This is a genomic window from Gammaproteobacteria bacterium (assembly GCA_021647245.1).
In the GTDB taxonomy this organism is placed as follows: Bacteria; Pseudomonadota; Gammaproteobacteria; order RBG-16-57-12; family RBG-16-57-12; genus JAFLJP01.
The window spans coordinates 34,235-48,974 of sequence record JAKIVC010000007.1; the positions used below are offsets into that span (position 1 = coordinate 34,235).

General features: G+C 46.3%; 12 protein-coding genes and 2 tRNA genes. All 14 read left to right on the forward strand.

All coding sequences use genetic code 11. The features are described 5' to 3' along the window. The first annotated feature begins 11 nt into the window (after positions 1–11). The 14 genes from nuoH (at position 12) to L3J94_03390 (ending at position 14,704) form a co-directional block, all read left to right on the forward strand. Positions 12–1,070, forward strand: coding sequence for an NADH-quinone oxidoreductase subunit NuoH (gene nuoH, locus L3J94_03325; GenBank protein MCF6217787.1), 1,059 nt, complete (start codon positions 12–14; stop codon positions 1,068–1,070). Between the two features lie 18 nt (positions 1,071–1,088). Next, entirely contained in the window at positions 1,089–1,577 is a 489-nt protein-coding gene (nuoI, locus tag L3J94_03330) for an NADH-quinone oxidoreductase subunit NuoI (protein ID MCF6217788.1), read from the forward strand. Positions 1,578–1,598: 21 nt separating this feature from the next. Further along, complete coding sequence (locus L3J94_03335) at positions 1,599–2,216, forward strand: NADH-quinone oxidoreductase subunit J (protein ID MCF6217789.1); 618 nt, start codon at positions 1,599–1,601, stop codon at positions 2,214–2,216. Next, a complete protein-coding gene (gene nuoK / locus L3J94_03340; protein MCF6217790.1) occupies positions 2,213–2,518 on the forward strand; it encodes an NADH-quinone oxidoreductase subunit NuoK in 306 nt (101 codons plus the stop codon). The genes L3J94_03335 and nuoK overlap by 4 nt, the downstream gene beginning before the upstream one ends. 14 nt (positions 2,519–2,532) lie before the next feature. Continuing rightward, the gene (gene nuoL / locus L3J94_03345) at positions 2,533–4,485 is read left to right on the forward strand and encodes an NADH-quinone oxidoreductase subunit L (GenBank protein ID MCF6217791.1); all 1,953 of its coding nucleotides are present in this window, start codon (positions 2,533–2,535) and stop codon (positions 4,483–4,485) included. A 28-nt stretch (positions 4,486–4,513) separates the two neighbouring features. Further along, positions 4,514–6,028, forward strand: coding sequence for an NADH-quinone oxidoreductase subunit M (locus L3J94_03350; GenBank protein ID MCF6217792.1), 1,515 nt, complete (start codon positions 4,514–4,516; stop codon positions 6,026–6,028). 19 nt (positions 6,029–6,047) lie between these two features. After that, positions 6,048–7,481: an NADH-quinone oxidoreductase subunit NuoN gene (gene nuoN, locus L3J94_03355; protein MCF6217793.1), complete on the forward strand. Its 1,434-nt coding sequence runs from the start codon at positions 6,048–6,050 to the stop codon at positions 7,479–7,481. Between the two features lie 239 nt (positions 7,482–7,720). Continuing rightward, positions 7,721–7,805 (forward strand) — tRNA-Leu (locus L3J94_03360). Positions 7,806–7,877: 72 nt separating this feature from the next. Then, complete coding sequence (gene tig / locus L3J94_03365; GenBank protein ID MCF6217794.1) at positions 7,878–9,158, forward strand: trigger factor; 1,281 nt, start codon at positions 7,878–7,880, stop codon at positions 9,156–9,158. A 399-nt stretch (positions 9,159–9,557) separates the two neighbouring features. Next, the gene (gene clpP, locus L3J94_03370) at positions 9,558–10,169 is read left to right on the forward strand and encodes an ATP-dependent Clp endopeptidase proteolytic subunit ClpP (GenBank protein ID MCF6217795.1); all 612 of its coding nucleotides are present in this window, start codon (positions 9,558–9,560) and stop codon (positions 10,167–10,169) included. Positions 10,170–10,245: 76 nt separating this feature from the next. Next, positions 10,246–11,529 carry an ATP-dependent Clp protease ATP-binding subunit ClpX gene (clpX, locus tag L3J94_03375; protein MCF6217796.1) on the forward strand — a complete coding sequence of 428 codons (1,284 nt, stop codon included), beginning with the start codon at positions 10,246–10,248 and terminating at the stop codon, positions 11,527–11,529. Between the two features lie 105 nt (positions 11,530–11,634). Continuing rightward, positions 11,635–14,055 carry an endopeptidase La gene (lon, locus tag L3J94_03380; GenBank protein ID MCF6217797.1) on the forward strand — a complete coding sequence of 807 codons (2,421 nt, stop codon included), beginning with the start codon at positions 11,635–11,637 and terminating at the stop codon, positions 14,053–14,055. 202 nt (positions 14,056–14,257) lie between these two features. Next, complete coding sequence (locus L3J94_03385; GenBank protein MCF6217798.1) at positions 14,258–14,533, forward strand: HU family DNA-binding protein; 276 nt, start codon at positions 14,258–14,260, stop codon at positions 14,531–14,533. A gap of 94 nt (positions 14,534–14,627) precedes the next feature. After that, a tRNA-Asp gene (locus L3J94_03390) sits at positions 14,628–14,704 on the forward strand. Positions 14,705–14,740 lie beyond the last annotated feature (36 nt).

Genomic DNA, 14,740 nt, shown 5'->3' on the forward strand with positions numbered 1-14,740 from the left:
GAGAGGGTTTAATGATTGAGACATTGCAAAATTTGTTGAGTTTCCTGCCTGAGGTGGCTCAGAGTTTAGTCATCATTTCGGTGAAGATTCTTGCGATTGTGCTGCCTATAATGGGAGCCGTGGCCTATTTGACTTTGGCAGAGCGAAAAGTTATCAGCTATATACAGGTTCGAATTGGCCCAAATAGGGTCGGGCCTCGTGGTTTGCTGCAGCCGATCGCTGATGCGCTTAAGTTGATTATGAAAGAAGTGATTGTGCCTGCTCAGGCAAACAAAAAGCTGTTCATGATCGCGCCGGTTTTAGCCTTTGCGCCCGCAATAGCAGCATGGGCTGTTGTGCCATTTGATGAAGGCATGGTTCTGTCGAATATTGATGCATCGCTACTCTATATACTGGCAATTACTTCAATGGCTGTTTATGGCGTTATTCTCGCCGGCTGGGCATCCAATTCAAAATATGCATTCCTAGGCGCAATGCGGTCTGCAGCGCAGATAGTGTCGTATGAAATAGCAATGGGCTTTGCACTGGTGACGGTGCTTATGGCCGCAGGCAGCCTGAATCTAACCGAAATTGTAAACGCCCAGCAGGGCGGTGTATGGATGTGGTTCTTCATTCCGCTATGGCCAATGTTCCTTGTCTATTACATTTCGGGATTAGCCGAAACTAACCGCGCTCCTTTTGACGTTGCTGAGGGTGAATCTGAAATTGTCGCTGGCTTCCATGTGGAATATTCCGGTATGACATTTTCAATATTCTTCCTTGCTGAATATGCAAATATGATATTGATCGCGCTGTTAACCGCGCTGATGTTTTGCGGAGGCTGGTTATCACCTTTCCAAGGCATTCCAGTATTGGAAGATATGTTTAGCTGGGTACCGGGGATTATCTGGTTGCTGCTTAAGACAAGCTTCTTCCTGTTCTTATTCCTTTGGTTCCGTGCAACCTTCCCACGTTACCGTTATGACCAAATCATGCGATTGGGTTGGAAAGTGTTAATCCCGATCACTATTTTCTGGGTGTTGCTGCTTGGTTTGGCTATTGTTGAAGGCTGGGGCCCCTGGTTCGGCTAGGGGTTGGAGAAGAGATCTATGACTGCTATTAAACACTTTTTTAAGACTTTTTTCCTTTGGGAACTTGTGCTTGGTCTTAAGCTGACGGGTAAATACCTGTTTGCTCGTAAGATCACGGTTCAGTACCCAGAAGAGAAAACACCCCAGTCTAATCGTTTTCGTGGTTTGCATGCGCAACGTCGCTACGCAAATGGTGAGGAGCGCTGTATTGCGTGTAAGCTTTGTGAGGCGGTCTGTCCAGCGCTGGCCATCACTATTGATATGGAGGAGCGCGAAGATGGCTCCCGCCGTACTACCCGTTATGATATTGACCTCTCTAAATGTATTTTTTGCGGCTTTTGTGAAGAGTCGTGCCCAGTTGATGCGATTGTTGAAACGCGTCATTTCGAGTACTGTGGCGATGTCCGCGAAGATCTGCTCATGACAAAAGAGAAGCTTTTGGCTGTTGGTGACCGCTTTGAAACAGAAATTGCAAATGATCGCGCTTCAGATGCGCAGTATCGCTAATTAACCTAATGGCGCAATATTATGGCTTTTGAACTGATCATATTTTATATCTTTTCCACGATACTTGTGGGTTCTGCGCTTGCGGTTATTACCGTACGAAACCCCATATATGCCGCGCTCTTTTTAGTGCTCGCTTTCTTCACTTGTGCGGGCGTTTGGTTGTTGCTTGAAGCGGAGTTCCTTGCCATAACGCTGGTACTTGTCTATGTCGGTGCGGTAATGGTGCTGTTCCTTTTTGTCGTAATGATGCTCGATATAAATTTGGCGCCACTGAAAGAGGGGTTTATAAGATTCCTTCCGGTTGGTATTGCGGTGGGTGTCATTATCCTTATCCAGATGGCAATGATTCTTGGTCCAGAAAACTTTGGCCTGGAGAAGTTCGCAACGCCAATGGGGCAGGGTGAGGATTACAGTAATACAAAGGCTCTTGGGCGTATCTTATATACTACATATGTCTACCCCTTTGAGATTGCTGCCGTTATTCTGTTAGTCGCTATTATTGCTGCCATCACACTAACGTTGCGAAAACGTCCTGATTCTAAATCGCAAAATGTTGCTGATCAGGTGAAAGTACGCCGTGAAGACCGTGTTCGATTGGTTAAGATGTCCGCAACAAAAAAAGATGAGGTACAGTCATGATTACGTTGTCCCATTTCCTCATTTTGAGTGCAATACTATTTTGCATCAGCATGGCGGGTATTTTTATAAACCGTAAAAATATTATTATTTTATTGATGGCCATCGAGCTGATGTTGCTCGCGGTTAATATCAATTTTGTTGCCTTTTCATACTATCTCAATGACTTGGCGGGTCAGGTTTTTGTCTTTTTCATATTGACCGTTGCCGCGGCTGAGGCCGCTATCGGACTCGCCATTCTTGTAGTGCTATTCCGTAATAAGCGCACTATCAATGTTGACAGCCTTGATTCTCTGAAGGGATAACGATGACAGACTCTATGCATAACGTTTATCTCGCTATTGTGTTGGCACCACTGATTGGTGCGATCATCGCAGGTCTGTTTGGTAAGCAGATCGGTCGATCAGGCGCGCACTGGGTGACTAATATCGGTGTGGCGGTCTCTTTTCTTCTCTCTGTTGTTGTTTTTAAGCACATTATAATTGACGGTGCGGAGAGCTATAATGCATCCGTTTATACTTGGTTGATCAGTGATGGTATAAAGTTTGAAATCGGTTTTTTGGTTGATGAGCTGACAGCGATGATGATGATTGTCGTGACTTTCATATCTTTGATGGTACATATTTACACCATCGGCTATATGAAAGATGACCCCGGTTACCAACGTTTTTTCAGTTACATATCACTATTTACTTTCTCCATGCTGACCCTGGTGATGGCTAATAACTTCATGCAGCTTTTCTTTGGCTGGGAAGCCGTGGGGTTGGTCTCGTATCTACTGATTGGGTTCTGGTATAAAAAAGAGACCGCAATCTATGCAAACTTAAAAGCATTTTTGGTTAACCGAGTGGGTGATTTTGGCTTCCTGCTGGGTATCGCCGCTGTGCTTATGTACTTCAATACCCTCGACTATGCCGAGGTGTTTGATGTGGCACCGATGATGGCTGACTTAACAATACAGGTGATACCAGGCTTGGACTGGTCACTGATGACCGTCATTTGTATCCTACTGTTTATTGGCGCGATGGGTAAATCTGCGCAGGTACCACTTCACGTTTGGCTTCCTGATTCCATGGAAGGCCCTACACCGATTTCTGCACTGATACACGCCGCCACCATGGTAACGGCGGGTATCTACATGGTTGCACGGATGTCACCACTTTATGAGCAATCAACCACTGCGTTGAGCTTTATTCTGGTGATTGGTGCAATAACGGCACTCTCGATGGGCTTTCTCGGTATTATCCAAAACGACATCAAGCGAGTTATAGCTTATTCAACGCTTTCTCAGCTGGGCTATATGACGGTGGCGCTGGGTGCATCTGCTTACGCCGCAGGCGTGTTCCATCTAATGACGCATGCGTTTTTCAAAGCACTGCTGTTTCTTGCTGCAGGGTCGGTGATTATCGCGATGCATCATGAACAAGATATTCGCAAGATGGGAGGGTTGAAAAAGTACCTGCCAATTACCTATGGGGCAATGTTGGTCGGCTCCCTTGCGTTGATCGGCTTTCCATTTTTCTCAGGTTTTTTCTCTAAAGATGCCATTATTGAGGCGGTACGCCACTCAGAAATAGCCGGAGCGGGTTTTGCTTATGTGTGTATCTTGTTGGGCGTATTTGTTACCGCGTTCTACAGTTTTCGCATGTTCTTTTTGGTGTTCCATGGTAAAGAGCGTATGGATGAACACACCAAACAACACCTACATGAGTCACCCAAGGTCGTTACTTGGCCGCTGATAGCTCTTGCGATACCATCCGTTCTCGCCGGTGGTTATTTTATTGGCCCCATGCTATTTGGTGATTTTTTCGGCAACTCAATCTATGTTTCTCCGGAACGCGATACGTTGGCAATTGTAGGCGGTTATTACACAGGTGTAGTCGGCTTTGTAGCGCATGCGTTCGCAGGCCCTGCTATTTATCTTGCCGCGGGAGGGGTTGGCTTGGCCTGGTTCCTCTATATAAAGCGTCGCGATTTACCCGGAAAAATCCAGAAAACATTTAAGCCCATTAATACGATCCTCGAAAATAATTACGGCTTTGATCGCTTTAATGAAGTGTTTTTTGCCAATGGATCACGGATGCTGGGTCGCTTCTTCTGGAAGGTGGGTGATGTGATGATTATTGACGGCATAATGGTCAATGGAACCGCAAATGCTGTAGGTTGGATTGCCGCGAAGGCTCGCCGCATTCAGACCGGTTACCTCTATCACTATGCATTCTCAATGATTATTGGTCTGTTGTTGTTGCTGAGCTGGATTTTGCTCAAGTAATCAAATAATAAAAAAGGTTATGATTTAAATGTCAGATTTGCCACTACTCAGTCTGGTTATTTGGGTGCCGATTATCGGAGCCCTGTTTGTACTTGCCTGTCATTCAGAGGAGAAAGCACCGCTTGCGCGAATTCTGGCGCTGACTGTTGCGGTTGTGACCTTTTTCTTATCTATATTGCTCTATACAGGTTTTGATCTGACCACGCACGAGATGCAGTTTGTTGAGCATGTTTCGTGGATTCCCGCATTCAATGTCTTTTACCACCTCGGTGTCGATGGTATCTCAATGCCGTTGATTATTTTGACAACCTTTTCCACGGTTTTAGTGGTATTGGCAGGATGGGAAGTTATCAAGCACAAGCCCGCACTCTACATGGGCTCATTCTTGATTATGATGGGTTTCATGAACGGTGTTTTTGCAGCACTTGATGCGGTCTTGTTCTATGTGTTTTGGGAAGCGCTGCTGATTCCAATGTTTCTTGTTATTGGTATCTGGGGCGGCCCTCGCCGGGTTTATGCGACGATCAAGTTTTTCTTATATACCTTTTTTGGCTCAGTGTTCATGCTGATTGCACTGATCTACATGTATATGGAGTCAGGTAGCTTCTCTATTCTTGGTATGCAGGATATGTCGCTGGGCATGACGGCGCAGATATGGATATTCCTGGCATTCCTGATTGCATTTGCAGTCAAGGTTCCTATGTGGCCGGTGCATACTTGGTTGCCTGATGCGCACGTGGAAGCGCCGACAGGTGGGTCGGTTATTCTGGCCGCTATTATGCTTAAACTAGGTGCTTATGGCTTCTTGAGGTTCAGTTTGCCGATAACCCCGGATGCGAGTGCTGATCTGGCATGGCTGGTGATTGCCCTCTCATTGATCGGAATCGTCTATATCGGTTTTGTTGCGCTGGCACAATCCGATATGAAAAAACTAGTAGCATACTCATCTATCGCCCATATGGGCTTTGTAACACTAGGCCTCTTTGTGCCATTCTTGATTTTTTCCAATACTGGCTCGATGTCAGGTGCAGCGTTGGGACTGGAAGGCGCGATGGTTCAGATGATCTCCCATGGTTTTGTCTCGGGTGCCATGTTCCTCTGTATAGGGGTTCTATACGATCGTATGCATAGCCGAGAAATCAGCTCTTATGGGGGAGTGGCCGAGAAAATGCCATGGTTTGCAGCCTTTGCAGTTTTATTCGCCATGGCCAATGCCGGGTTACCTGGAACATCCGGATTTGTTGGGGAGTTTATGGTTATCCTTAGCGCATTTAAAGCCAACTTCTGGATTGCCTTTTTGGCAGGAACAACGCTGATTATCGGTGCGGCATATACACTATGGATGATTAAGCGAGTCTTCTTTGGTGAGGTCAGCAATGAAAATGTAGAAAAACTTGAAGATTTGAACAAGCGAGAGTTTTTCATATTAGCCACCCTGGCCATTGCGGTACTTGTGCTGGGTATATGGCCAGCACCGTTACTTGAAGTGATGCACCCAACTGTAGATAATCTGATTTACCAAATCAGCAGCTCTAAACTATAACAAGGTCGAGTAATAGAGTATGAATTTTGAAGTGCCGAATTTTACGCCTGCGATACCTGAGATGTTTGTGCTCGGTATGGCGTGTGTCATCCTGTTATTAGATTTGTTCGTTACGGATAAAGGGCGTGTACTGACCTATATTCTGTCGCTGGCAACGCTCGCCATAGCGGCGGTCTTAACCATAACGCTACACAGTCCTGAGCCAGTTTACACCTTCAGTGGTAGCTATGTTGCAGATCCTATGTCAGCACTGCTAAAGGTGTTCATCTATCTGACAACTGCATGTGTTCTGATCTATTCACGGGATTATCTACTTCAGCGTGACCTGCTCAAGGGCGAGTTTTACGTTCTCTCACTGTTTGCTGTGCTGGGTATGATGATTATGGTCTCAGCCCACAGCTTTATTACTATTTACCTTGGTCTAGAGCTACTTTCGCTCTGCCTATACGCCATGGTTGCGTTGAATCGTGACTCAGAAGCTTCGACGGAAGCCGCCATGAAGTACTTTATTTTGGGTGCCCTGGCATCCGGCCTTCTGCTCTATGGTATGTCGATACTCTATGGTATGACCGGATCATTGGATATTGCGGTTGTCGGCGAGAGAGTGATGGCCGCTGACCACAATAATATTGTACTGATCTTTGGTCTGGTATTTGTGATTATTGGTCTTGCATTTAAGTTAGGTGCGGTTCCTTTCCACATGTGGATTCCTGATGTTTATCACGGTGCTCCCACGCCCGTAACACTGTTTATTGGTACTGCTCCGAAATTAGCAGCATTTGCAATGGTGATGCGTATGCTTGTTGAGGGAATGCAAGGGCTGCATGTTCACTGGCAAGAGATGTTGATTATATTGGCTATTTTGTCTATGGGTGTCGGTAATATAATCGCAATCGCGCAGGGCAATATTAAGCGGATGCTGGCTTACTCAACCATCGCACATGTTGGTTTTATACTGCTTGGTGTGATGACAGGTACTACCTTCGGTTACTCAGCTGCGATGTTCTATGTTATCTCCTATGTCATTATGGGGCTAGGTGGCTTCGGTATGATTATTTTACTGAGTCGCCAAGGTTTCGAAGCTGACAAGATTGATGACTTCAAAGGCTTGAACGACAGAAGCCCATGGTTTGCTCTTATGATGATGATTCTCATGCTCTCTATGGCAGGTGTTCCACCCGCTCTGGGATTCTACGCAAAGCTGGCCGTGCTTGAGTCAGTGGTTAGTGCGGGCTTTGTCTGGTTGGCTGTGCTTGCGGTTATCTTCTCTATTGTCGGTGCCTTTTATTACCTTCGAGTCATTAAAGTGATGTATTTCGATAAGGCGGAGGACACTAACCCTATTGTTGCTGGGAGCGATATGAAGATTGTATTGAGTCTCAACTCATTGGCTGTATTGGCGCTTGGGATATTTCCGGCGGGGCTGATGACGCTCTGTATGACAGCATTATAGATATAAAACCACATGGCAGGATGAGTGTCAGACGCTTGGCGAAAGCAGAGGGGCTATGATTTACTTTGAATGATCTTGCTTAGTGGGTGTGGATGTGGTCTACTGCACCACCTGTTTTAGAGGTCGTGCTAGGTTTGGCCTTCGTGTTACAATAAATACAACTATCTTAACACCTGCTAAATGACAGCCTCTTGTGATGGCAAGGAGTGTTTGTAAGCGGTGTGGAACAAGTTTAAAAAGCGAAAGTGGCGGAATTGGTAGACGCGCTGGATTTAGGTTCCAGTGGGGCAACCTGTGAGAGTTCGAGTCTCTCCTTTCGCACCATATTATCGAAAGAGCTCTTTATGAGCTCTTTTTTTTACGTTAATGTAATGAGTTTTTCTTAAGGAGTATCTTATGCAGGTTTCAGTAGAAACAACATCCGTTCTAGAGCGCCGCATGAAGGTCGAGGTCCCTGAGGAGCGTATCAAGTCTGAAGTTGACAGCCGCTTGAAATCAATTGCGCGAACAGCACGTATCGATGGTTTTCGTGCGGGTAAAGTACCCATGAACGTCATTAGAAAGCGTCACCATGGCCAAGTGTTGCAAGAGGTTATTGGTGAGGTTATTCAAAGTACATTCTATGAGGCGATTACAAACGAAAAGTTACAGCCTGTCGGTTCACCCTCAATCGACCCACAGCCATTGGCAGAAGATGGTGGGCTTTTATATATTGCAACCTTCGAGGTGTACCCTGATGTGACCCTCGCGGCAATGGAGTCACTGACGGTCGAGAAGCCAGTGGTTGAAATCTCAGCGCCTGATATTGATGCCATGATTGACAAGGTGCGCAAGCAGCGCTCTGCCTGGCAGGTGGTTGAGCGTGCGGCTACCGATAAAGATCGTGTTAATATCGACTTTAAAGGCTCTATAGATGGTGAGGAGTTTGCGGGTGGTGCAGCGGAAAAGATGCCAGTAGAGCTTGGGGCTGGGCGTATGATTGCTGGGTTTGAAGATCAACTGGTTGGAGCTGTAGCCGGTGAAGAGCGCACCTTGGATCTCAGTTTTCCAGAAGCGTACCATGCCAAAGAGATGGCTGGAAAACCCGTCCAGTTTGCAGTTACTGTAAACACAGTCGAAGAGCCTGCTATTGCGGCACTTGATGAGGAGTTTGTTAAATCACTTGGTATAGAAAGCGGCAGTGTTGATGAGCTGCGTGCGCAAATAGCAAAAAGTATGCAGCTTGAACTTGATAATGCATTGCGTGCAGCGCTTAAGAGGCAAGTGACAGAGAAGTTGTTTGAAATTAATGAGGTAGCGGTGCCCAATGCGCTAATTGAGCAAGATGTACAAGCATCTGCCGAGCGTTCAAATACTCCGCTCGAAAACGTGAGTGATGAGCAGCGCGCAGAAATGGCTGAAGCATCAAAGAAACGCGTTGCCATCGGCCTGATATTCTCTAAAATTATCAAAGAAAATAACCTAAGCGTAACGCCTGAGCGGTTACGGGCTGAAGTTGAAAAAATGGCGTCGACTTATGATGATCCACAGCAGGTTATTGATTGGTACTTCAATGATGCAGGTAGACGCTCAGATGTAGAGGCAGTTGTTTTGGAAGATATGATTGTTGACTTCGTTCTCGATGCGGTTAAAGTGACTGAAGTGCCGTCGACTTTTGATGAGATGGTTAAATCTTAAGGGAACTCTGATTAAGTCTGGTTAGATTTCAGCTAGGAGGCTGTCGGGCTTAGGTGATCGTAGCGAGGGAAAGCCATTTTGAGTCCGTTTTTTTGATTGTTTGAGGCGAATATTGAGCATATTCAACGAAAATGATCGGAGAAATGGGCCTGAATGGCTTTTCCGCAGTAGATTCACTCTAAGTCCGACAGTCTCCTGATATGTATTAACTCGCAACTCATTATTCCAGAAGTCTTTTTTTATGGAATAATGATTGTCTAATACCATCGGACTTTATGTATTTACTCGTCAACAATCCATATTATGGATAATTAAGCTGGTGGCGAGTTAATACATAAAGTCTAGCACAAAATAATCATGAATTATTCGGGCTAATTAGCCTAGAAAAGAAAAGGTGTTATGAAGGATATTCAAAGTGGCCTAGTGCCGATGGTGGTCGAGCAAACTGCTCGAGGTGAGCGATCGTATGATATTTACTCTCGCTTGCTAAAAGAGCGGGTTATATTTCTGGTTGGCCCGGTGGAAGATTATATGGCCAACCTGATTGTGGCACAGCTACTTTTTCTGGAGTCTGAAAATCCAGAAAAAGATATTCACCTCTATATCAACTCTCCAGGTGGCTCCGTGACGGCAGGTATGTCGATCTACGACACGATGCAGTTTATCAAATGCGATGTGAGCAGTATGTGTATCGGCCAAGCGGCAAGTATGGGTGCGCTCCTCCTTGCGGGTGGTGCTGAGGGAAAACGTTTTGCGTTACCTCACTCACGAGTCATGATTCACCAGCCACTTGGTGGTTTCCAAGGGCAGGCCTCAGATATTGAAATCCATGCCAGGGAGATCCTGCAAATCCGCGATCGCCTCAATAATGTCCTTTCTAGCCACACAGGACAACCTTTGGATGTTATCGCAAAAGATACCGACCGGGATAATTTCATGAGTGCGGCAGAAGCTAAAGAGTATGGCTTAATCGACGAAGTACTTGATAAGCGAGCAGTAACGGCTGAGTAGAATGCCCCTGTGCGTGAATCATTTGTGCTTGTTAGAGAGTGATGAGATTAACCTGTATACCAGTAAGGCCTAAGAGATGAGTGACGATAAACAGAATTCAGGCGATGATGATAAGCTGCTCTACTGTTCATTTTGTGGGAAAAGCCAGCATGAAGTTCGTAAGCTGATTGCTGGCCCTTCCGTCTATGTATGTGATGAGTGTGTTGAACTCTGTAACGAAATTATTCGTGAAGAGATTGATGAGCAGGCACCGGATGATGACAGTGAGAGGCTGCCAACTCCACATGAAATAAGTCAGCGCCTTAATGAGTATGTTATCGGCCAAGAACGAGCCAAAAAAGTGCTCTCTGTAGCGGTCTATAACCACTACAAGAGACTAAAAAGCTTGATTAAGGGCGATGAGGTTGAGTTGTCCAAGAGCAATATCTTGTTGATCGGGCCTACTGGCAGCGGAAAAACTCTATTGGCTGAGACCCTTGCACGCCTGCTTAATGTTCCTTTTACAATTGCCGATGCTACCTCGTTAACGGAAGCGGGTTATGTTGGTGAAGATGTAGAAAATATCATCCAGAAGCTTCTTCAAAAGTGTGATTATGATGTCGAGCGAGCCCAGACGGGCATTGTCTACCTAGATGAAATTGATAAAATTTCCCGCAAATCAGATAACCCCTCAATTACCCGTGATGTCTCCGGTGAAGGCGTTCAGCAGGCCCTGTTAAAGCTGATCGAAGGCACGGTGGCGTCTGTTCCCCCTCAAGGGGGGCGTAAACATCCTCAGCAAGAGTTTTTGCAGGTGAATACATCTAATATTCTCTTTATCTGTGGCGGTGCATTTGATGGTCTAGAGAAAGTGATTCGGGATCGAACTGAAAAATCTGGTATTGGTTTTTCCGCGCAAGTGAAGGGCGATAGTGAACATGAAGCTCCTGGCGTAGCGCTTGCCGATGTTGAGCCTGATGACCTGGTTCGTTTTGGGCTGATTCCGGAGTTTGTTGGACGACTGCCTGTTATTGCTACCCTGGAACAGCTGGACGAAGAGGCGTTTATTCAGATCCTGACGGAGCCTAAAAATGCACTGATCAAACAGTATGCACGTCTATTTGAGATGGAGGGGTGTGACTTAGAGTTTCGTGATGATGCGTTGCATGCAGTAGCGAAAAAAGGAATGAAACGTAAAACGGGTGCGCGAGGACTTCGTTCAATCATGGAGAATATACTGCTAGATACAATGTATGATATTCCATCAATGCAAGATGTTTCCAAGGTCGTCATTGATGCCGATGTTGTCTCTGGCGATTCAAAGCCACTGTTGGTTCATGATGGTGGTGAGCAAGCACCCCGGGTGGCGGCTAAGAACTAAATTTTCAGCTAAGGGTTGATTTGCAAAGAATCTATCGCCATTCTAGGGCAATGTAGTTTTAAGTAGTCTCCATTGAACTGGAGAGACCAGAGAGGATTCTTTGCAATGCCCCAAAAAGATAAATCATCAGAAATAATCGAAGACCAGCTGCTTGCAGTACCTGTTCTTCCGCTGCGTGATGTTGTTGTCTACCCCTACATGGTGATTCCTCTCTTTGTCGGCAGAGAAAAGTCGATCAAGTCATTAGAAGCCGCAATGAAAGATGATAAGCAGGTGCTGCTTGTTGCCCAGCAAAATGCCTCAGATGATGACCCCACCCCTGACGATGTCTACCGCATCGGTACACTGGCAAATATTCTTCAGCTCTTGAAACTGCCTGATGGCACGATCAAGGTATTGGTCGAGGGCGGTGAGCGTGCCAAAATCATCCACTTTTTGGCTTCAGATGATTACTTTAAAGCACAGGTGACCACCTTTTCTGCTCATGATCTAGATGAGCGTGAAGTGGAAGTTTTGACCCGCTCTGTGCTGGCTCAATTCGATCAATATGTGAAGCTCAACAAAAAAATCCCGCCCGAAATACTCTCATCGCTATCCGGTATTGATGATCCTGCGCGTTTGGCAGATACCATCGCAGCTCATATGTCACTGAAGATTGCTGAAAAGCAAAAACTACTTGAAACAGAAGATGTGCGTGAACGGCTGGAACTAACGATTGGCTTCATGGAAAATGAGATTGACCTTCTCGAAGTCGAGAGGCGCATTCGTGGCCGAGTTAAGCGGCAAATGGAGAAGAACCAACGCGAATACTATTTGAATGAGCAGATGAAGGCTATTCAGAAAGAGCTAGGTGAGATGGATGAAGCGCAGAGTGAAATCGACGAGTTATCATCTAAAATTAAAGCGGCAGGCATGAGTAAAGTGGCCACCGAGAAGGCCAATGCTGAGCTGAACAAGCTGAAAATGATGTCACCCATGTCGGCTGAGGCGACCGTGGTTCGAAATTATATTGAGTGGTTGACAGGGGTTCCTTGGAAAAAACGGACAAAAGTCAGAAATGACCTGGTTCGTGCGCAAAAAGTACTCGACGAAGATCACTATGGCCTGAGTGAAGTAAAAGAGCGCATACTGGAGTACCTTGCAGTCCAGCAGCGTGTTGGCAAAGTTAAAGGTGCCATATTGTGCTTGGTGGGGCCACCTGGTGTGGGAAAGACTTCGTTGGGTCAATCCATAGCTCGAGCAACTAATAGAAAGTTTGTACGCATGGCTCTCGGCGGCGTTCGTGATGAAGCTGAGATTCGTGGGCACCGACGTACCTATATTGGCTCAATGCCAGGAAAAATTGTACAAAGCTTATCCAAAATAAAGGTCAAAAACCCGCTTTTCTTATTGGATGAAATTGACAAAATGTCCGCTGACTCCCGTGGTGACCCATCATCAGCGATGCTCGAAGTGCTCGATCCGGAACAAAATAATAGCTTTGCAGACCACTATTTGGAAGTTGATTACGACCTCTCTGATGTGATGTTCATTGCGACCTCCAACTCAATGAACATACCCGGCCCCCTCCTAGATCGTATGGAAGTTATTCGAATTCCGGGTTACACCGAAGATGAAAAGTTTAATATCGCATCGCGCTATTTATTGCCAAAACAGATGAAAAGTAATGGGCTCAAGGAGTCGGAGATAACCATTGCTGAGGATGCCATTCGCGATGTTATTCGCTACTACACACGAGAGGCTGGGGTGCGTAACCTAGAGCGTGAACTTGCTAAAATCTGCCGCCGTGTGGTTAAAAAGGCGTTGCTTTCAGCTGACAAGGCGACAACTGTTGAGGTCAGTGCTGCTAATCTTGAGGATTACCTGGGCGTACAGCGCTTTCGCTACGGAGAGGCAGAGGAGGATGACCGTATCGGTCAGGTGAATGGGCTGGCGTGGACTGAGGCAGGTGGAGACCTGCTGACGATTGAAACAGCCGTTGTTGCAGGTAAAGGTAAACAGTTTCTTACCGGCAAGCTGGGTGACGTGATGAAGGAGTCGATTCAGGCGGCTTTGACCGTGGTACGCAGTCGAACCACCGCATTAGGTATTGCTGCGGATTTTGCCGATCAAAATGATATACACATTCATGTTCCTGAAGGGGCAATTCCCAAAGATGGACCTAGCGCGGGCGTTGGCATGTGTACCGCGCTGGTTTCGGCTCTGACAAATATCCCTGTAAAGGCGGATGTAGCAATGACGGGTGAAATTACTCTGAGAGGCGAGGTGCTGCCAATTGGTGGGCTCAAAGAGAAACTGCTGGCGGCTCATCGCGGTGGTATAAAAACAGTCATTATCCCGGATGAAAACCGGCGTGACCTAAAAGAGATACCCGATAATATTCTCAAGTATGTGGATGTGCACCCTGTTAAGTGGATTGATGAGGTGTTTGCGTTGGCACTCAAGGTTATGCCCGTGCCCAGTGCGGACTTGAAAAAAACAGAGAGCAGTGCGAAAACAAGTGTACAAAGCAGGCAAGCCCACTGAGCGCCGTGTAGTCTGGTTTTGTGAGTAATTGCGTGATATTTGAGCAAATAACATGAAATATCAGCCACTATTGGGTATACCTGTTGACGCAAGCGGCTTGTAGTTGATATAAACGCAACACTGAAGCTGTATATGAATTGTTAACACCATAAAAACGGGCGTAGAAATTGCGCCTATCAAGCAATAAAAAAGGGGATTGAAAATGAATAAAACTGAACTAGTTGATGCAGTAGCTGAAAGTGCAGATTTGTCAAAAGCTTCTGCTGCTCGTGCAGTAGATGCCACTCTGGCAGCGATCAGTGGAACACTTGCGCAAGGTGATCAAGTTGCGTTGATTGGCTTTGGTACATTCTTGGTTCGTGATCGTGCAGCTCGCACTGGTCGAAACCCCCGTACCGGTGATAGCATCGATATACCTGCAGCTAAAATTCCAGCATTTAAGCCGGGTAAAGCGTTAAAAGATGCGGTTAATAAGTAGACGTAAGCTTTGGGTGTTCTGCCTGGCTGTTCGAGTATTACCCCTCTAGTTTAGGGTTGCCGTCCCAGCTCAGCTTACACCCGATCGAACACCTGGAGTGGTAGTTCAGTTGGTTAGAATACCGGCCTGTCACGCCGGGGGTCGCGGGTTCGAGTCCCGTCCACTCCGCCAATATTAAAGAGAAAGGGTGCTTCGTTCGACGGGTGC